This window comes from Pseudomonas sp. B35(2017) (assembly GCF_002113645.1).
In the GTDB taxonomy this organism is placed as follows: Bacteria; Pseudomonadota; Gammaproteobacteria; order Pseudomonadales; family Pseudomonadaceae; genus Aquipseudomonas; species Aquipseudomonas ekonensis.
The window spans coordinates 277,719-294,691 of record NZ_NEIZ01000004.1 but is presented as its reverse complement, the minus strand read 5'-3'; the positions used below and the strand labels follow the sequence as shown (position 1 = coordinate 294,691).

17 protein-coding genes are annotated in these 16,973 nt (G+C 64.4%); 8 read left to right on the top strand and 9 right to left on the bottom strand.

Annotated elements, in window-relative coordinates:
- The first annotated feature begins 92 nt into the window (after positions 1 to 92).
- Positions 93 to 965 carry a LysR family transcriptional regulator gene (locus tag CAG41_RS10395; RefSeq protein WP_085579602.1) on the top strand — a complete coding sequence of 291 codons (873 nt, stop codon included), beginning with the start codon at positions 93 to 95 and terminating at the stop codon, positions 963 to 965.
- A gap of 125 nt (positions 966 to 1,090) precedes the next feature.
- On the opposite strand, the gene gudD is transcribed toward CAG41_RS10395, so the two are convergent.
- Together gudD and CAG41_RS10385 are read right to left on the bottom strand one after the other, a co-directional pair.
- Complete coding sequence (gudD, locus tag CAG41_RS10390) at positions 1,091 to 2,434, bottom strand: glucarate dehydratase (protein WP_085706962.1); 1,344 nt, start codon at positions 2,432 to 2,434, stop codon at positions 1,091 to 1,093.
- Positions 2,435 to 2,458: 24 nt separating this feature from the next.
- Positions 2,459 to 3,805: an MFS transporter gene (locus CAG41_RS10385; protein WP_085630629.1), complete on the bottom strand. Its 1,347-nt coding sequence runs from the start codon at positions 3,803 to 3,805 to the stop codon at positions 2,459 to 2,461.
- 355 nt (positions 3,806 to 4,160) lie between these two features.
- Here CAG41_RS10385 and CAG41_RS10380 point away from each other — a divergent pair, with 355 nt between their 5' ends.
- On the top strand, positions 4,161 to 4,874 hold the full coding sequence (locus tag CAG41_RS10380) for a FadR/GntR family transcriptional regulator (RefSeq protein WP_085630627.1): 714 nt from the start codon (positions 4,161 to 4,163) through the stop codon (positions 4,872 to 4,874).
- 759 nt (positions 4,875 to 5,633) lie between these two features.
- On the opposite strand, the gene yegQ is transcribed toward CAG41_RS10380, so the two are convergent.
- Positions 5,634 to 6,971, bottom strand: a complete 1,338-nt coding sequence (gene yegQ, locus CAG41_RS10375) for a tRNA 5-hydroxyuridine modification protein YegQ (protein ID WP_085579610.1) — start codon at positions 6,969 to 6,971, stop codon at positions 5,634 to 5,636.
- Positions 6,972 to 7,129: 158 nt separating this feature from the next.
- Here yegQ and CAG41_RS10370 point away from each other — a divergent pair, with 158 nt between their 5' ends.
- Positions 7,130 to 8,191, top strand: coding sequence for an AI-2E family transporter (locus CAG41_RS10370; RefSeq protein WP_085579612.1), 1,062 nt, complete (start codon positions 7,130 to 7,132; stop codon positions 8,189 to 8,191).
- On the opposite strand, the gene CAG41_RS10365 is transcribed toward CAG41_RS10370, so the two are convergent.
- The 3 genes from CAG41_RS10365 to CAG41_RS10355 form a co-directional block, all read right to left on the bottom strand.
- Positions 8,188 to 8,370, bottom strand: a complete 183-nt coding sequence (locus CAG41_RS10365; RefSeq protein ID WP_085579614.1) for a hypothetical protein — start codon at positions 8,368 to 8,370, stop codon at positions 8,188 to 8,190. The two genes, CAG41_RS10370 and CAG41_RS10365, sit on opposite strands and share 4 nt — an antisense overlap.
- 102 nt (positions 8,371 to 8,472) lie before the next feature.
- Positions 8,473 to 8,667 carry a hypothetical protein gene (locus CAG41_RS10360; RefSeq protein ID WP_085579616.1) on the bottom strand — a complete coding sequence of 65 codons (195 nt, stop codon included), beginning with the start codon at positions 8,665 to 8,667 and terminating at the stop codon, positions 8,473 to 8,475.
- Between the two features lie 232 nt (positions 8,668 to 8,899).
- Positions 8,900 to 9,247 carry a hypothetical protein gene (locus tag CAG41_RS10355; protein ID WP_085579618.1) on the bottom strand — a complete coding sequence of 116 codons (348 nt, stop codon included), beginning with the start codon at positions 9,245 to 9,247 and terminating at the stop codon, positions 8,900 to 8,902.
- A gap of 256 nt (positions 9,248 to 9,503) precedes the next feature.
- Here CAG41_RS10355 and CAG41_RS10350 point away from each other — a divergent pair, with 256 nt between their 5' ends.
- A complete protein-coding gene (locus CAG41_RS10350) occupies positions 9,504 to 10,322 on the top strand; it encodes a shikimate 5-dehydrogenase (protein ID WP_085579620.1) in 819 nt (272 codons plus the stop codon).
- 369 nt (positions 10,323 to 10,691) lie between these two features.
- Here the strand turns inward: CAG41_RS10350 and CAG41_RS10345 are convergent, their stop codons facing one another.
- Entirely contained in the window at positions 10,692 to 11,339 is a 648-nt protein-coding gene (locus CAG41_RS10345) for a YceH family protein (protein WP_085579622.1), read from the bottom strand.
- Between the two features lie 125 nt (positions 11,340 to 11,464).
- On the opposite strand from CAG41_RS10345, the gene CAG41_RS10340 reads away from it, so the two are divergent.
- The gene (locus tag CAG41_RS10340) at positions 11,465 to 11,974 is read left to right on the top strand and encodes a DUF1993 family protein (protein ID WP_085630622.1); all 510 of its coding nucleotides are present in this window, start codon (positions 11,465 to 11,467) and stop codon (positions 11,972 to 11,974) included.
- A 156-nt stretch (positions 11,975 to 12,130) separates the two neighbouring features.
- Here CAG41_RS10340 and sstT read toward each other — a convergent pair whose 3' ends face one another.
- The gene (gene sstT, locus CAG41_RS10335; RefSeq protein ID WP_085579626.1) at positions 12,131 to 13,363 is read right to left on the bottom strand and encodes a serine/threonine transporter SstT; all 1,233 of its coding nucleotides are present in this window, start codon (positions 13,361 to 13,363) and stop codon (positions 12,131 to 12,133) included.
- Between the two features lie 336 nt (positions 13,364 to 13,699).
- Here sstT and CAG41_RS10330 point away from each other — a divergent pair, with 336 nt between their 5' ends.
- On the top strand, positions 13,700 to 14,860 hold the full coding sequence (locus CAG41_RS10330; protein ID WP_085579628.1) for an MFS transporter: 1,161 nt from the start codon (positions 13,700 to 13,702) through the stop codon (positions 14,858 to 14,860).
- Here CAG41_RS10330 and nhaR read toward each other — a convergent pair.
- On the bottom strand, positions 14,857 to 15,756 hold the full coding sequence (gene nhaR, locus CAG41_RS10325) for a transcriptional activator NhaR (RefSeq protein WP_085579630.1): 900 nt from the start codon (positions 15,754 to 15,756) through the stop codon (positions 14,857 to 14,859). The two genes, CAG41_RS10330 and nhaR, sit on opposite strands and share 4 nt — an antisense overlap.
- A 150-nt stretch (positions 15,757 to 15,906) precedes the next feature.
- Between nhaR and CAG41_RS10320 the strand changes: the two genes are divergently transcribed.
- Positions 15,907 to 16,146 (top strand): hypothetical protein, encoded by a 240-nt coding sequence (locus tag CAG41_RS10320; RefSeq protein WP_085630620.1) that lies wholly within the window; start codon positions 15,907 to 15,909, stop codon positions 16,144 to 16,146.
- A 28-nt stretch (positions 16,147 to 16,174) separates the two neighbouring features.
- Positions 16,175 to 16,924 carry a TerC family protein gene (locus CAG41_RS10315; protein WP_085579634.1) on the top strand — a complete coding sequence of 250 codons (750 nt, stop codon included), beginning with the start codon at positions 16,175 to 16,177 and terminating at the stop codon, positions 16,922 to 16,924.
- Positions 16,925 to 16,973 lie beyond the last annotated feature (49 nt).

Here is a 16,973-nt window from a genome sequence, read left to right as displayed (position 1 = left end):
GGCTGATCGGCGCCGCCAAATCTAGGCAGTCCGGCGGTATTCGGCAAACGATGAAAACTCGGACGAGCCATTAGAAAAATTTGGGACATGGCATGATTCGACCTCAATTGCCTTTGAATGCGCTGCGCGCCTTCGAAGCCTCCGCGCGTCATTTGAGCTTCACCCGCGCCGCCGTGGAGCTGTGCGTGACCCAGGCCGCCGTCAGCCATCAGGTGAAAAGCCTGGAGGCGCAGCTCGGCGTGATCCTGTTCAAGCGTCTGCCCCGTGGTTTGATGCTGACCGGCGAAGGCGAAACCCTGCTGCCGGTGTTGACCACGTCTTTCGATCATATCGCGCAGATGCTGGAGCGTCTGGCGGGCGGACAGTACCGGGAGACGCTGACGGTCGGGGCGGTGGGCACCTTCGCCGTGGGCTGGCTGCTGCCCAGGCTGGCGGACTTTCAGGCGAAGCATCCGCTGATCGATCTGCGCCTGTCGACCCACAACAACCGGGTGGACGTGGCCGCCGAAGGGCTGGATTACGCGATCCGCTTCGGCGCGGGGGCGTGGCACGGGATCGAAGCGACCCGTCTGCTGGAGGCGCCGCTGTCGGTGCTGTGCGTGCCGGAGATCGCCCGGCAACTGCACGCGCCGGGGGATTTGCTGCAACAGCGTCTGCTGCGTTCCTACCGCAGCGATGAATGGCCGCAATGGTTCCAGGCGGCGGGTCTGGCGACTCACGCGGCACCGCCCCAAAGCATCGTGTTCGACTCATCGCTGGCGATGATGGACGCGGCCTTGCAGGGGAGCGGGGTGGCGCTGGCGCCGCCGTTGATGTTTGCCCGGCAATTGGCGACGGAGGCGATCTGTCAGCCGTTCGCGATCGAGATCACCACGGGGAGCTACTGGCTGACGCGGTTGCAGTCGAAGCCGCAAACCCCGGCGATGGCGGCGTTCAGGCACTGGTTGCTGCAGATGTCCGCCTGACGCTCATCCCATGTAGGAGCCAGCCTGCTGGCGATGGCGGTCTGCCCGACACCTCGATGCCGGACGTGCCGCCGTCATCGCGAGCAGGCTCGCTCCCACAGAGGGGCTGTGGTCCGGTCAGGGATTCAGCGCACCAGGCACGGCTTCTTGTTATCGAACGCCCAGCCGGGGATCAGGTACTGCATCGCCACGCTGTCGTCCCGCGCGCCCAGCCCCATGCCTTTGTACAGTTCATGGGCCTTGGCCACCTGATCCATGTCCAGTTCCACGCCCAGCCCCGGCTTGTGCGGCACCTTCACGCAACCGTCGACGATCTGCAGCGGTGCTTTGGTCAGGCGCTGGCCGTCCTGCCAGATCCAGTGGGTGTCGATGGCGGTGATGTCGCCCGGCGCGGCGGCGGCCACGTGGGTGAACATCGCCAGGGAAATGTCGAAGTGGTTGTTGGAGTGCGAGCCCCAGGTCAGCCCCCATTCGTGGCACATCTGCGCCACGCGCACCGAGCCCTGCATCGTCCAGAAATGCGGGTCGGCCAGGGGGATGTCCACCGACTGCAACTGGATCGCGTGGCCCATTTCGCGCCAGTCGGTGGCGATCATGTTGGTGGCGGTCTTGAGTCCCGTGGCGCGGCGGAATTCGGCCATCACTTCGCGGCCCGAGTAGCCGTTCTCCGCGCCGCACGGGTCTTCCGCGTAGGCCAGCACATGATGCTGGTCACGGCACAGGCGGATGGCTTCCTTGAGCGACCAGGCACCGTTCGGGTCGAGGGTGATGCGCGCCTCGGGGAAGCGTTCGGCCAGGGCGGTCACGGCCTCGATTTCCGCATCGCCGCTCAGCACGCCGCCCTTGAGCTTGAAGTCCTGGAAGCCGTAGCGGGCGTGGGCGGCTTCGGCCAGGCGCACCACGGCGTCGGCGGTCATGGCTTGCTCATGGCGCACGCGGAACCAGTCGTTGTCGGCGTCCGGTTCGCTGCGGTAGGCCAGGTCGGTCTGCCGACGGTCGCCGACGTAGAACAGGTAACCGAGCATCTTCACTTCGTCGCGCTGTTGGCCTTCGCCGAGCAATGCGGCCACCGGCACGTCGAGGTGCTGGCCGAGGAGGTCGAGCAGGGCGGCTTCCAGGGCGGTGACCGCGTGGATGGTGATGCGCAGGTCGAAGGTCTGTAGGCCGCGTCCGCCGGCGTCGCGTTCGGCGAAGGTCTGGCGCACCTGGTTGAGGATCTTCTGGTAGGTGCCGATCGGGCTGCCGACCACCAGGCTGCGGGCGTCTTCAAGGGTCTGGCGGATGCGTTCGCCGCCGGGCACTTCGCCGACGCCGGTGTGGCCGGCGTTGTCCTTGAGGATGACGATGTTGCGGGTGAAGAACGGCCCGTGGGCGCCGCTCAGGTTGAGCAGCATGCCGTCGTGGCCGGCCACCGGGATGACCTGCATGTCAGTGATGATCGGGGCTTTGGCGGTGTCGTGTACGGTCATTTCGGTTGTCCTTTGAGGCGCGGTTCAGGCGTGTTTCGGCGCAGCGTCGGCGGTGACGGCGTCGGGCGAGGATTGGGGGGCGGTGCGGGCGGCGAACACGATGACGGCAGCGATGATCGACGTCGCGGCCAGGCCGTAGAGCCCGCCCTGGATGGAACCGGTGTGTTCTTCCAGCAGGCCGAAGGTGGTCGGCGCCACGAAGCCGCCCAGGTTGCCCACCGAGTTGATCAGGGCGATCACGGCTGCGGCGATGCGTGCGTCCAGGTACGCCTGGGGAATCGGCCAGAACAGCGACGACGCGGACTTGAACCCCAGCGCGGCGAAGCAGATCGCGACGAAGGCGAAGACCGGCCCGCCGGTGGTGGACAGGAACATCCCCGCCGCCGCGATCAGCAGGGCTGCGGCGACCCAGGCCTGCTGGTGTTTCCACTTGGCCGAGAACGAAGCGAACGCGTACATGCCGATGATCGACAGCAACCACGGGATCGAGTTGAACAGGCCGACCTGGAAGTCGCTCATTTCGCCCATCTTCTTGATGATGCTCGGCAGCCAGAAGGTCGCGGCGTAGATGGTCAGCTGGATGAAGAAGTAGATCAGGCAGAACAGGATGATCTGGCGGTCCTTGAGCAGTTTGCCCAGCGACGGCCTGACGGTGGTCGCCGCTTCCCGCGCCCGTTGCTCGTCGTCGATGGCCTTGACCAGCGCGTCCTGCTCGGCGCGGCTCAGCCACTTGGCGTCGTGGGGCTTGGCGTCGAGCCAGAACCAGACGAAGACGCACAGGCCCACCGAGAACATCCCTTCGATGAAGTACATCCATTGCCAGCCGTGCAGGCCCAGGCCGCTGATCTGCAGGAGCAGGCCGGACAGCGGGCCGGATATCAACGAGGCCACCGCCGAACCGCTGAGGAAGATCGCGATGGCCTTGCCCCGTTCGGCGGCCGGCAGCCAGCGGGTGAAGTAGTAGATCACCCCCGGAAAGAACCCGGCCTCGGCGACGCCGAGCAGGAAACGCAGGATGTAGAAGTGGGTTTCGTTCTGGATGAACGCCATGCCGGCGGCCACTAGGCCCCAGGTGAGCATGATGCGGGTCAGCCAGATCCGTGCGCCGACCCTTTGCAGCAGCAGGTTGGAGGGGACTTCGAACAGCGCGTAGCCGATGAAGAACAGGCCGGCGCCGAACCCGTAGGCTGCGGCGCCGATGCCCAGGTCGTGTTCCATGTGGGTGCGGACGAAGCCGATGTTCACCCGGTCGATGTAGTTGACGATGAACATGATCACGAACAGCGGCAGGACGTGGCGTTTGACTTTGGCGATGGCCGAGGACAGCGCCGTATCGGCGCCCTCGTTCATCCCGGCGATGGATGGTTTCACTTGGTTTTCTCCCACTCGTTATTTTTATGCGGGGTATGTCTGGGTGTTGCGTTGTTGATAGACATCATACAACTAGATTTTTTTGTCCGACAAGCTGTGAGTACCAACGAAATGATTTGATGCAGGCGTGCCTTTATTCGATTTGTGGGTTTTGTGCTGTGGTTGCTGGGTTTTTTGTGGCTTTGCGGCCGGTTTTGTCTGGTGGATTGTGGGAGGTGGGGAGTGAGGGTTTGGCTCGGATGAATGAATTATTTGAGTGTTGTCATACAAGTTTGGTCGTGTGGTGAGCTAAAATTCGCTCAATGCCCCTCCATGGCAGTGCTACGATCCGCAAGCCCCGCCACCGGAACCGACCATGCAAGACGAACTCGACGCCCCCGCCCGCAAGCGCGCCCATAACCTGGCCCATGACCTGGTCGAAAAGCTGACCCAGGGCATCCTGCTCGGCCAGATGCTGCCCGGCGACAAGCTGCCGTCCGAGAATTCCATCGTCCGGGAGCATGGCGTCAGCCGCACGGTGGTGCGCGAGGCCATTTCCAAGTTGCAGGCGTCGGGGTTGGTGGAGACGCGTCACGGCATCGGCACGTTCGTGATCGAGCGGGCGCCGGAGCAGGGCTTGCGACTCAATGTCGAAACCGCGCTGGGGGTACGCGGCATCCTCGAACTGCGCATGGGCCTGGAGACCCAGGCTGCGGCGCTGGCGGCGCAGCGCCGCAGCGAGCAGCAACTGGCGCAGATGCGTCAGTCCCTGGACGATTACCGGCGCCTGCTGGCCAACAACGACAGTTGCGTCGAGGCCGACCGGCGCTTCCACCTGCTGATCGCCGAGGCCACCGGCAACGTGTGCTTCACCGAAATCATGCAGCAGCTGGGGAGCGCGATGATCCCGCGCACCCGGGTCAACGCCGCCGAACGCGGCGCGGTGGACCTGAGCAAGCTGGGGGAACTGGCCAGCCAGGAGCATGAGGCGATCCTCAATGCAATCAGGCGCCAGGATCCGGACGCGGCCCGGGCGGCGATGTGGCTGCACCTGACCAACAGCCGGGACCGGTTTTTGGCTCAGGGCTGAACCGGGGAAGAGGTCGGTACGGCTGACATCTTCGTTGCCCGACATACCGCCATCGCTGGCAAGTCGCATCGTCGCACCGCAGCTCCCACCGGGTTCGGCGGTGTTCGCAGAAATGGCAGGCCACCGCAGATTCTGTGGGAGCTAGCATGCTAGCGATGAGGCCGGTCCAGTCGACATCTCTGTTGTCTGTTCCGCCGCCATCGCTGGCAAGTCGCATCGTCGCACCGCAGCTCCCACCGGGTTCGGCGGTGTTCGCAGAAATGGCAGGCCACCGCAGATTCTGTGGGAGCTAGCATGCTAGCGATGAGGCCGGTCCAGTCGACATCTCTGTTGTCTGTTCCGCCGCCATCGCTGGCAAGTCGCATCGTCGCACCGCAGCTCCCACCGGGTTCGGCGGTGTTCGCAGAAATGGCAGGCCACCGCAGATTCTGTGGGAGCTAGCATGCTAGCGATGAGGCCGGGCCAGTCGACATCTCTGTTGTCTGTTCCGCCGCCATCGCTGGCAAGTCGAATCGTCGCACCGCAGCTCCCACAGGGTTCGGCGTTGTTCGCGGAAATGGCGGGCCACCGCAGATTCTGTGGGAGCTAGCTTGCTAGCGATGAGGCCGGTCCAGTCGACATCTCTGTTGTCTGTTCCGCCGCCATCGCTGGCAAGCCAGCTCCCACAGGGCTCAGTGGCGTTCGCAGAAATGGCCGGCCACCGCAGCTCCTGTGGGAGCCAGCCTGCTGGCGATGGCGTCGGTGAGGGCGCCGTCAGGCTCAGGCCGTGCCGATGTCCCGCATCAACAGCCCGAAGCGCAGGTCCACCGCATCCGGAATCGGCAGGTAAACGGTGTGCCCGTCCCCCGGCGCCACGTCGATGGCTTCGTCCTTGAGGTTGTGCAACTGGTGCAGGTCGAAATGGAAGTTGCCCTTGGGCGTCATCAGTTCCAGGTGATCGCCCAGGGCAAAGCGGTTCTTCACCTTGACTTCGGCCAGCCGGCCCCGGCGTTCGCCGGTCAGTTCGCCCACGAACTGCTGGCGCTCGGAGACCGAGCTGCCGTTCTGGTAGTTCTGGTACTCGTCATGCACATGGCGGCGCAGGAAACCCTCGGTGTAGCCGCGTTGGGCCAACGACTCCAAGTCGTTCATCAGGCTGCGGTCGAACTCGCGGCCGGCCACCGCGTCGTCGATGGCCCGGCGATAGACCTGGGTGGTGCGCGCGCAGTAGAAGTGCGACTTGGTGCGCCCCTCGATCTTCAGCGAATGCACGCCCATGCGGGTCAGGCGCTCGACGTGCTGCACCGCGCGCAGGTCCTTGGCGTTCATGATGTAGGTGCCGTGTTCGTCTTCGAACGCTGGCATCAGTTCGCCGGGACGGTTGGCCTCCTGCAGCAGGAACACCTGTTCGGTGGGGGCACCCAGGCCGAGGGTCGGCTGCGGTTCGCAGGTCTGCACGATTTCGCCCAGTTGGTTTTGCGTGGCCTCCTGTGCCGAGTACTTCCAGCGGCAGGCGTTGGTGCAGGTGCCTTGGTTGGCGTCGCGTTTGTTCATGTACCCCGAGAGCAGGCAGCGGCCGGAGTAGGCCATGCACAGGGCGCCGTGGACGAACACCTCCAACTCCATGCCCGGCACCTGTTCGCGGATTTCGCCGATCTCCTCCAGGGAAAGTTCGCGGGACAGGATGATCCGGCTCAGGCCCTGCTGCTGCCAGAACTCCACGCTCGCCCAGTTCACCGTGTTGGCCTGCACCGACAGGTGGATGGGCATCTGCGGGAAGTGCCGGCGCACCAGCATGATCAGGCCCGGGTCGGACATGATCAGCGCGTCCGGCGCCATTTCGATCACCGGCGCCAGATCCTTGAGGAAGGTCTTGAGCTTGGCGTTGTGCGGGGCGATGTTGACCACCACATAGAAGCGCTTGCCCATGGCCTGGGCCTCGCGGATGCCGAGGGCGAGGTTGGCGTGGTCGAATTCGTTGTTGCGCACCCGCAGGCTGTAGCGCGGCTGGCCGGCGTACACCGCGTCGGCGCCGTAGGCGAAGGCGTAGCGCATGTTCTTCAGGGTGCCGGCGGGGGCCAGCAGTTCCGGGGCGGTAAGGGGCAGGGTGGCGGTCATGGCGGCATCGCTGGCAAAAGCGCGGGAGGGTAAGGCAACGGCGGCGAGGATTCATTGATCTGGATCTATGCTCCATGAACAAAAAGGGCACTTGTGCCGCAGCGGGCTGACCAAGTCCGGGTGGGCGCACGGGGCGCCCCGGCCGACGTGGATCGCACATGAACCGAAAGAGCCTGCAATTCAAATCCCTCACGGTGCTGCTGGCGCTGGTGACCGTCGCCTTCATCTGGATCCTGCTGCCGTTCTACGGCGCGGTGTTCTGGGCGGTGATCCTCGGCATCCTGTTCGCACCGATGCAGCGGCGCCTGCAGTTGCGGTTCGCCTGGCCGCGCAACCTGACGGCGTTGTGCACCTTGGGCATCTGCCTGGTCGTCGCGATTTTGCCGGTGATCGTCATCGGGGGGCTGCTGGTGCAGGAAGGGGCGATGCTCTACAAGGGCATCGACAGCGGCGAGATCGACATCGGCGCCTACCTTGCACAGTTCAAGCACAGCCTGCCGCCGTACTTCCAGCACCTGCTCGACCGCTTGGGCGTCGGTGAGCTCAACGCCTTGCGCGAGAAGATCGTCAAGGCCGCGCTGCAAGGCAGCCAGGCGCTGGCGACACAGGCGTTCAGTGTCGGTCAGGGCACGTTCGAGTTCGTGGCGGGTTTTTTCATCATGCTGTACTTGCTGTTCTTCTTTTTGCGCGACGGCGCCGAACTGGCGCGCAAGGTACGCGCGGCGGTGCCGCTGGAGGAGCAGCACAAGCGCCGTCTGCAACTGAAGTTCAACCGCGTGGTGCGCGCCACGGTGAAGGGCAATCTGCTGGTGGCGATCACGCAAGGGGCGCTGGGCGGGGCGATCTTCTGGTTCCTGGACATCCCCAGCGCGTTGCTGTGGGCGGTGCTGATGGCGTTCCTTTCGCTGTTGCCGGCGGTAGGGGCGGGCCTCGTCTGGGCACCGGTGGCGCTGTATTTCCTGTTGAGCGGAATGATCTGGCAGGGCGTGGTGCTGGGGTTGTTCGGCGTGTTCGTGATCGGGCTGGTGGACAACCTCATGCGTCCGCTGCTGGTGGGCAAGGACACGCGCATGCCGGACTACATGATCCTGATCTCGACGTTAGGCGGCCTGGCGGTCTTCGGGCTCAACGGCTTTGTGATCGGTCCGCTGATCGCGGCGCTGTTCATGTCGAGCTGGGCGCTGTACCTCGAGACCCGGCCCAAGGTGCAATTGCCTTAGGCGCCGAGCGGGCCGTCGAGCATGGCCCGGGACAGCGCCTGGGCGTCCGGCAGCGAGCGCAGCGGGCCGCTCACCGGTTCGCCGTCGCGCACCACGTACCAGCAAGCGAGCAACCCCAAGGCGCGGAGCGAGGCGGGGACGGCGCTGCCGATGACAGACATGATTTGAACCTGAGCCATTGCCGATACCTCCATCAATCGATGGGGCTACCTTATGCAATCGTCGGCCCGGCGGAAAATCAACGCTTTCGATAGTGGACATCGACGCCGGCGGGGGGCTGTTCAGTCGACCACTTGATCGAGCATGTGCACCACTTCCCGCTCGTTGAGCAAGCCCTTGCGCACCAGGTTTTCGGTCAGCAGCGAAAGGAACTTGGCGCTGCGGTGGCCTTCCAGGTGCTTGAGCTCGGTCAGGGCGCTGTAGACCTTGCTTGAGGTGCATAGACCGACGATGCGGTGCGGGTTCTGTGTGGGCATGGCTGTCGTCCTTGTTGTTTTCAACCTTGTTGTTTGCGGACGGATTCAGAGTGCGGCTCCGTCATGACAAAGGGATGACCGTCGGATGACCGGGCGCTCCGGGTCTTGTCCATCATGCCGACTTTAACGGCCGGGACTGTCTTCGGAGCGACCTTGACGCGGTGTATCCAGACGCGGCCGACGGACGGTCATAAAAAAGCCCCGCTCAAAAGCGGGGCTCCTTGCAGGGCGGTTACCAGCGCGGGCCGCCGTAGTAGTGCGGGCGACCGTAGTAGCCGCGGGGCGGGCCGTAGTACACAGGGCCCGGCACGTACACCGGCTGTTGCACATACACCGGTGCCGGCTGGTAGTAGACCGGTGGCGGCGGTTGCTGGACGTACACCGGCGCCGGCTGAGCGTAAACAGGCTGTTGGACGTAGACCGGCCGGTCCTGGTTGATGAGCGCCGAGCCGATGATGGCCGAGCCGACGATCGCACCGAACACCGCCGGGCCCTGCCAGCCACCGCCGTGGGCTTCTGCCTGACCTGTGACAGCGAATGCACCAATCAACAAGGCCACGATGGGGAGTTTACGAATCATGATAATTCCTCGGTTCTTCGACCCGGCGTCCGGGCCTGCAGCAGGCACGGGATGGCGCGGGGATACCTCTATGACAACGAATTTCTGAAAATCGGCACGGCCGCTGGGTAAATTTTGTGTAAGGTCTGTACCGGCTCGGTTACCCGGTTTCGCGGCATCGGCTGCGGTGCCCGGAACAGACCGGCCCATGATCGTTCAGAACCCGATGGCCTGGCTAATCCCGTCCATCCGAAAGTGCATTCCGAGGAGATTCTTCATGCAGATGAACCCCAACAAAGACACCCAACTGTGCATGTCCCTGTCTGGGCGTCCCGGGAACTTCGGCCTGCGTTTTCATAACCACCTGTACGAGCAGTTGGGCCTGAACTTCTATTACAAGGCGTTCAGCAGCCAGGACCTGCCGGGCGCCGTAGGCGGGATCCGCGCGCTGGGCATCCGCGGCTGCGGCGTGTCGATGCCGTTCAAGGAGGCCTGCATCGAACTGGTCGACGAACTGGACGCGTCGGCGGCGGCGATCCAGTCGATCAACACCATTGTCAACACCCAGGGCCACCTCAAGGCCTACAACACCGACTACATCGCCGTCGCGCAACTGTTGCAGACCCATGCGGTGCCCAAGGACTCGACCTTCGCCCTGCGCGGCAGCGGCGGCATGGCCAAGGCCGTGGCCAGCGCCCTGCGCGACGGCGGTTACCGCAACGGCCTGATCGTCGCCCGTAACGAACGCGCCGGGCGGGCGCTGGCCGACTCCCTGGGCTACCGCTGGACGGCGGAGCTGGGCGATGAGCGGCCGCAGATGCTGATCAACGTCACCCCCATCGGCATGACCGGCGGGCCTGAAGCCGATCAACTGGCGTTCGCGCCGCAGGTGATCCAGGCAGCGGACACTGTGTTCGATGTGGTGGCGATCCCGTCGGAAACGCCGCTGATCGTGCGTGGCCGGGCCGAAGGCAAGCGAGTGATCACGGGCCTAGAAGTGATCGCCATTCAGGCGCTGGAACAGTTCGTGCTCTACACCGGCGTGCGGCCGACGACGGAGCAGTTCGAGGCGGCGGTGGCGTTCGCCCGCAGTTGAGATCGGCAGGGATCTTCATCGCCTGACATGCCGCCATCGCTTGCAGGCAAGCTCTCACAGGGTTCGGTGGCGTTCGCGGAAATGGCAGGCCACCGAAGATCCTGTGGGAGCCAGCCTGCTGGCGATGAGGTCGGTACAGCCGACATTTCTGTTGTCTGTACCTCCGTCATCGCTGGCAAGTCGAATCGTCGCACCGCAGCTCCCACAGGGTTCGGCGGTGATCGCGGAAATGTCAGGCCACCGCAGATCCTGTGGGAGCTAGCTTGCTAGCGATGAGGCCGGTACAGCCAACCTCTTCATCGCCTGACCCATCGCCATCGCTGGCAAGTCGAATCGTCGCACCGCAGCTCCCACATGGGCTGGCGGTGTTTATTCGAGGCGGGCCAGGCGTTCTTCCAGTGCGGCGATCCGTGCTTCCAGCTCCTCGATCCGCTCGACCGACACGCCGCCGCCAGAACTGCGCTCGCCGGCGTTCTGCCGCGCCGCGATGATGGCCTCGATGTCCGCCGGGTCGCCCAGGGCATGGGTGTAGCGGTCTTCGCGCTGGCCGGCCTGGCGCGGAATCAGTACCGCCAACCCGCGGGCGATCAGGCGTTCCAGCTGATGCACCACCTGTTCGGCGTCTTCGAAGTCATGCATGCGGCCGCTGCGGGTCAGCAGTTCGTTGACGGTCTGCGGGCCGCGCAGAAACATCAGCCCCGTCAGCACCAGCTGCGCCGGCACCAGTTCCAGCGCCTTGTCGACCTTGTGCTCCCAGCGGTCGGCGCGGCTGCCCATCACCAGTCGGGCCATGCCCTGGCTTTCGAGGGCGCGCAGGCTCTGGCCGATCTGGCCTTGGGTCAGGTTCATCACCGGTTCGCGGCTGGTCTTCTGGTTGCAGGCCAGCACCAGCGCGTTGAGGGTCAGCGGGTAGGTTTCCGGGCTGGTGGCCTGCTTCTCGATCAGCGAGCCCAGAATGCGGATTTCCGTGGCGTTGAGCCGCGGTTCGTCGAAAGTGGTCTCTGATTCGGTGGTCATTGCGGGCTCCCTGTGCAGTCGAAGGCGCCTAGCCTAATCCTTGCGCGACAAAAGACAAGCCGCGCCGGCGCAAGGCATGGCTATAATCGCCCACGTTTGACCACCCGCCACCACGCGAGACTGCCATGACCATTTCCCTGTACGCCGCATCCGTCCCGGTTTTCCAGCAGATGCTCAACGCCCTGAGCGATGTGCTGAAAAAGGCCGAAGCCCACGCCACCGAGAAAAACATCGACCCGAACGCCTTCCTCCAGGCGCGCCTGTACCCGGACATGTTCCCGCTGGTGCGCCAGGTGCAGATCGCCGTGGACTTCGCCAAGGGCGTGTCGGCCCGCCTGGCCGAAGTCGAGCTGCCGAAGTACGACGACAGCGAAACCACCTTCGCCGAGCTGCAAGCCCTGCTGAGCAAAGTCCTGGCCTTCATCGGCGAGATCAAGCCGGAGCAGATCAACGGCAAGGAAGGCATCGAGATCGTGACCCGTCCGGGCACGCCGAAAGAGAAGCGCTTCACCGGCCAGGCCTACCTGCTGACCTACGGCCTGCCGCAGTTCTTCTTCCACGTCACCACCGCCTACGCGCTGCTGCGCCACAACGGCGTGGAAGTGGGCAAGCGCGATTACATGGGCGCGTTCTAAGCCGCCCGGCTTCGCAAAACCATTGAAAAAGCCCGCCAAGGCGTCAACCTTGGCGGGCTTTTTCATGCCGTTCTTCTGTAGGAGCGAGCCTGCTCGCGATGTGGCCGTACTGGCCGGAACGCCATCGCGAGCAGGCTTGCTCCTACAGGTTTGGCGTCAGGCCGGGCGCTGGGCCTTCTGTTCTTCGCCCAGGCACGCGGCGGCGGTGAACAGCACGTCGGTGGAAGAGTTCAGCGCGGTCTCGGCCGAGTCCTGCAGCACGCCGATGATGAAGCCCACGGCCACCACCTGCATGGCGATCTCGCTCGGGATGCCGAACAGGCTGCACGCCAGCGGAATCAGCAGCAGCGAACCACCGGCCACGCCCGAGGCGCCGCAGGCGCAGATCGCCGCGACGACGCTGAGCAGGATCGCGGTCGGGATGTCCACGGCGATGCCCAGGGTGTGCACGGCGGCCAAGGTCAGCACGGTGATGGTGATCGACGCGCCGGCCATGTTGATGGTGGCGCCGAGCGGGATCGACACCGAATAGGTGTCTTCGTGCAGGCCCAGGCGCTTGCTCAGTTCCAGGTTGACCGGAATGTTGGCCGCCGAGCTGCGGGTGAAGAACGCGGTGATGCCGCTTTCGCGCAGGCACTTGAGCGTCAGCGGATACGGGTTGCGGCGCAGCTTCCAGAACACGATCAGCGGGTTCATCACCAGCGCCACGAACAGCATGCAGCCCAGCAGCACGGCCAGCAGGTGCGCATAGCCGATCAGCGCGCCGAAGCCCGAGGTGGCCAGGGTCGAGGCCACCAGGCCGAAAATGCCCAGCGCGGCGAAGCGGATCACCACCCGCACGATCAGGGTCACGCCGTTGGACAGGTCGTCCAGCACCTGGCGGGTGGTGTCGCCGGCATGGCGGATCGCCACGCCCATGCCGATGGCCCAGGCCAGGATGCCGATGAAGTTGGCGTTCATCAGGGCGCTGACCGGGTTGTCGACCACGCTCAGCAGCAGGCTCTGCAGCACTTCGCCGATGCCGCCGGGCGCGGTCACCGCGACGTTGTCGGTGGACAGCACCAGGTGGGACGGGAACAGCGTGCTGGCGATCACCGCCACCACGGCGGCGCCGAACGTCCCCAACAGGTACAGGAACAGGATCGGCCGGATGTGGGTTTCCTGGCCGTGCTTGTGGTTGGCGATCGAGGCCATGACCAGCACGAACACCAGAATCGGCGCCACGGCCTTGAGGGCCGAGACGAACACCTTGCCGATGAACGCAGTGCCTTTGGCCGCTTCCGGCGCGAACAGCGCCAGGGCGATGCCGGCCACCAGACCGATCAGGATCTGCGTGACCAGGCTGAGGTTTTTCAGGCGCTGCAATAGAGAAGGGGATGAAGCGGTCATAACGGCATCTCTGAATTTTTATGGGGAGCAGGTCGCGTGCGCGGACGACAAGGCGGGGGCAGGCCCGGCGCACGAACCGAAAGTGTCGGCGAGCCAACGACGCCGACAAACGGGTCGCTGAACAGGGTGTACGTTTTGCAGGGCGCGGACTTTACCACAGCACAGGCGCGTTCCTTCAGGCCTGTGACGATCCGCCGCCCGAACGGCCGGCAAGATCGGCAGCTTTGTGCAAGCCTGGGCGCAAACACTTCTGTTAAGATCCGCCATCCTCATTTTCAGATTTGCCGGCGGGCCTTCGGGTCGAACGCCGGTGCCGTCGTTTCGCTGGAGTTTCCCATGCTGTTTCCGATCCTTCTGTTGTCCGCCGCCGGCTTCACGGTGCTGACCACGGAATTCATCATCGTCGGCCTGTTGCCGGCGATCGCCCGAGACCTTGACGTCACCATCCCGCAGGCCGGGTTGCTGGTGACCCTGTTCGCCTTCACCGTGGCGATGTTCGGGCCGTTCCTGACGGCGTTCTTCGCACGGTTCGAGCGGCGCCGGCTGTTCATCACCATCCTGATCATGTTCGGTCTGGCCAACACCCTCGCGGCCCTGGCGCCGAACATCTGGGTGATGGCCGTCGCCCGGCTGATCCCGGCGCTCGGGCTGCCGGTGTTCTGGGCCCTGGCCAGCGAAACGGCGGTGGACATCGTCGGCCCCGACCACGCCGGCCGCGCCATCGCCAAGATCGGCTTCGGCATCGTCTGCGCCACCGTGTTCGGCATTCCGGTCGGCACGCTGATTTCCGACGCGTTCGGCTGGCGCAGCGCGTTCGCCATCCTGGCGGTGATCGCGTTCGCCAAGGCGTTGCTGCTGTTCGTCTACCTGCCCAAGACCCACCTGCACCAGCATCAGGTCAGCTTCGCCTCGCAGTTCAAGATTCTGCGCAGCCCGCTGATGCTGGGCCATGTGCTGCTGTCGATCGTGGTGTTCAGCGGCATGTTCACCGCCTACACCTACCTGGCGGACATCCTGGAACGGCTGGCCGGGTTCAACGGCACCGTGGTCGGCTGGTGCCTGATGGGCTTCGGCGCGGTGGGGCTGATCGGCAACTCGCTGGGTGGCCGCGCGGTGGACCGTCATCCGCTGGTGGCGTCGATCATGTTCTGCACCTTCATGATCGCCGGCATGGTGGCACTGGTGCCGAACATCCATTCGCCGGTCGGGCTGGCGGCGGCGATGGGCATCTGGGGCGTGACCCAGGCGGCGCTGTTCCTGGTCAGCCACGTGCGCCTGATGAAGGCGGCGCCCGAGGCGCCGGCGTTCGCCGCGTCGCTGAACATCGCCGGGGCCAACCTGGGCATCGGCCTGGGCGCGATGGTCGGCGGCCGGGTGATCGACAGCGCCGGCCTGGGCTTCGTGGGCTTCGCCGCCGCCGGCTTCATCCTGCTGTCGATCGTCCTGGCCATGGTACTGATGGCGCTCAAGCCGCGGGTGGCCTGCGCCGAGGCCTAAAGGGCGGTGAACAGCTCGCGTCGGGCACCTTCGGTGATCGCAACGATGCCGGGGTGCTTGACCTTGCGCTCCACGGAAATCGCGTAGAACGATTCGCTCACCGCGTCGGTCTGGCCGATCGCTTCGACGCCGCACTGACGCTTCACCTCATCGGCGATCACGCTGGGGCCGATGAAGATCCCGCTGCCGGACTGGCCGAACGCCTGCATCAGCGCGCTGTCATCGAACTCGCCGACGATCCTCGGCTGGATCTGCTGTTCGGCGAACCAGCGCTGCAAGCGGCTGCGCACCACGGTTTCCGCGCCGGGAATCAACAGCGGCGCACCGTGCAGGCTGCGCGGGAAGTCGTTTCCGTATTGCGCCGCCAGTTCGGCGGTGGCGAAAAAGCTGATCCCGCATTCCCCCAGTTTCTGGCTGTAGCCCTTGATGTCCAGGTGCGACGGCATCGGGCTGTCGGAAATCACCATGTCCAGCCGCTGGATCGCCAGGTCCGCCAGCAACCGTTCCAGTTTGTCTTCGCGGCAGGTGATGCGCAGCGGCTCGCTCAGTTCCATGGTCGGCGCGATCAGGCGGTAGACGATGGATTTGGGCACCACATCGGCCACGCCGACGCGGAACAGGATCTGCTGCTCGTTGGGCTGGGTGCGCAGCATCCGTTCCAGCTCGCCGCCCAACTGAAACATCTGTTCGGCATAAGGCAGGGTCTGGCGCCCGGCTTCGGTGAGCTCCAGCTGGCGGCCGACCCGGCGGAACAGTTCGATGCCGTAGGTTTCTTCGAGCAGGGAGATCTGCCCGCTGATGGTCTGCGGGGTCAGGTTCAACTGCTCGCAGGCGCGCACGATGCTGCCGGTCTTGGCCACCACCCAGAAGTAATGCAGTTGTCGGTAATTGAGCATGGCGTTCTTCTGTGAAATGTTTTGTTCGTAAAAACCGAAGTATAGCCGGTAAAAATACGAATTTTTCTGAAGTGTCACCTTCCCTAGAATGCCCAGCCATCGACGGCGGGCCTGTCAGGCCAGATGTCTGATCCATTCGAGGGAAACAAGATGAAACTCAAAACCACGGCGGTGCTGATCGCGTCTTTACTGGTGTTGGCCGGATGCGACCAAGCGGAAAAGAGCGCCCAGCAACTGATGGGGCAAGCGGCGGAAGCCGCCAAGCAGGCCATCGACGACACCCACAAGGCGGCGGAGCAGGCGCTCAGTGATGCCACCGGCAATCTGACCGGCAAGAACGAATCGAAGGATGACGACGTAAAATCCGAATCGTCCTCCCAGGAAATCTAAAACGTCTTACAAGAACCAGGACTGAACCATGGAATATCTGTTGGAACTCGCCGCCAGCCCCACCGCCTGGATTGCGCTCGCCACCCTGGTGGTGATGGAGATCGTGCTCGGCATCGATAATCTGATCTTTATCTCGATCCTGACCAACAAGCTGCCCGAGCAGCACCGTCAGAAGGCGCGGCGCATCGGTATCGGCATGGCGCTGATCCTGCGTCTGGGCCTGCTGAGCACCATCGCGTTCATCGTCCAGCTGACCGAGCCTGTGATCGAGATCTTCGGCCATGCGTTCTCCTGGAAGGACATCATCCTGATCGCCGGCGGCCTGTTCCTGCTGTGGAAAGCCACCACGGAGATCCATCACAGCATGGATCCGGCGCCGGAGGATCCGAAGTCCGCCAGCTCCACCGTGACCCTGGGTTTCGCCGCCGCCATCGGGCAGATCCTGATGTTGGACCTGGTGTTCTCCATCGACAGCATCATCACCGCCGTCGGCATGACCGAACACCTGCCGATCATGATCATCGCGGTGCTGGTGTCGGTGCTGGTGATGCTCCTGGCGGCCGATCCGCTGGCCAAGTTCATCAACGACAACCCGACGGTGGTGATGCTGGCCCTGGGCTTCCTGATCATGATCGGCATGACGCTGATCGCCGAAGGCTTCGGCGCCCATGTGCCCAAAGGCTATGTGTATGCGGCGATGGCGTTCTCCGCGGCCATCGAGGTGCTGAACATGATGTCGCGCCGGGCCAAGCAGAAGCGCCTGCCGGCCGAAGGCTAAGCGCCGCTGAACGAAAAGGCCGCCCGGGCTCTTGCGAGTCCGGGCGGCC

Coding starts and splice junctions, on each gene's coding strand:
- CAG41_RS10365 (WP_085579614.1), bottom strand. CDS start 8,370: ATGGCTCAGGTTCAAATCATGTCTGTCATCGGCAGCGCCGTCCCCGCC.
- CAG41_RS10355 (WP_085579618.1), bottom strand. CDS start 9,247: ATGATTCGTAAACTCCCCATCGTGGCCTTGTTGATTGGTGCATTCGCT.
- CAG41_RS10360 (WP_085579616.1), bottom strand. CDS start 8,667: ATGCCCACACAGAACCCGCACCGCATCGTCGGTCTATGCACCTCAAGC.
- CAG41_RS10395 (WP_085579602.1), top strand. CDS start 93: ATGATTCGACCTCAATTGCCTTTGAATGCGCTGCGCGCCTTCGAAGCC.
- yegQ (WP_085579610.1), bottom strand. CDS start 6,971: ATGACCGCCACCCTGCCCCTTACCGCCCCGGAACTGCTGGCCCCCGCC.
- CAG41_RS10370 (WP_085579612.1), top strand. CDS start 7,130: ATGAACCGAAAGAGCCTGCAATTCAAATCCCTCACGGTGCTGCTGGCG.
- gudD (WP_085706962.1), bottom strand. CDS start 2,434: ATGACCGTACACGACACCGCCAAAGCCCCGATCATCACTGACATGCAG.
- CAG41_RS10380 (WP_085630627.1), top strand. CDS start 4,161: ATGCAAGACGAACTCGACGCCCCCGCCCGCAAGCGCGCCCATAACCTG.
- CAG41_RS10320 (WP_085630620.1), top strand. CDS start 15,907: ATGAAACTCAAAACCACGGCGGTGCTGATCGCGTCTTTACTGGTGTTG.
- CAG41_RS10345 (WP_085579622.1), bottom strand. CDS start 11,339: ATGACCACCGAATCAGAGACCACTTTCGACGAACCGCGGCTCAACGCC.
- CAG41_RS10350 (WP_085579620.1), top strand. CDS start 9,504: ATGCAGATGAACCCCAACAAAGACACCCAACTGTGCATGTCCCTGTCT.
- sstT (WP_085579626.1), bottom strand. CDS start 13,363: ATGACCGCTTCATCCCCTTCTCTATTGCAGCGCCTGAAAAACCTCAGC.
- CAG41_RS10340 (WP_085630622.1), top strand. CDS start 11,465: ATGACCATTTCCCTGTACGCCGCATCCGTCCCGGTTTTCCAGCAGATG.
- CAG41_RS10330 (WP_085579628.1), top strand. CDS start 13,700: ATGCTGTTTCCGATCCTTCTGTTGTCCGCCGCCGGCTTCACGGTGCTG.
- nhaR (WP_085579630.1), bottom strand. CDS start 15,756: ATGCTCAATTACCGACAACTGCATTACTTCTGGGTGGTGGCCAAGACC.
- CAG41_RS10315 (WP_085579634.1), top strand. CDS start 16,175: ATGGAATATCTGTTGGAACTCGCCGCCAGCCCCACCGCCTGGATTGCG.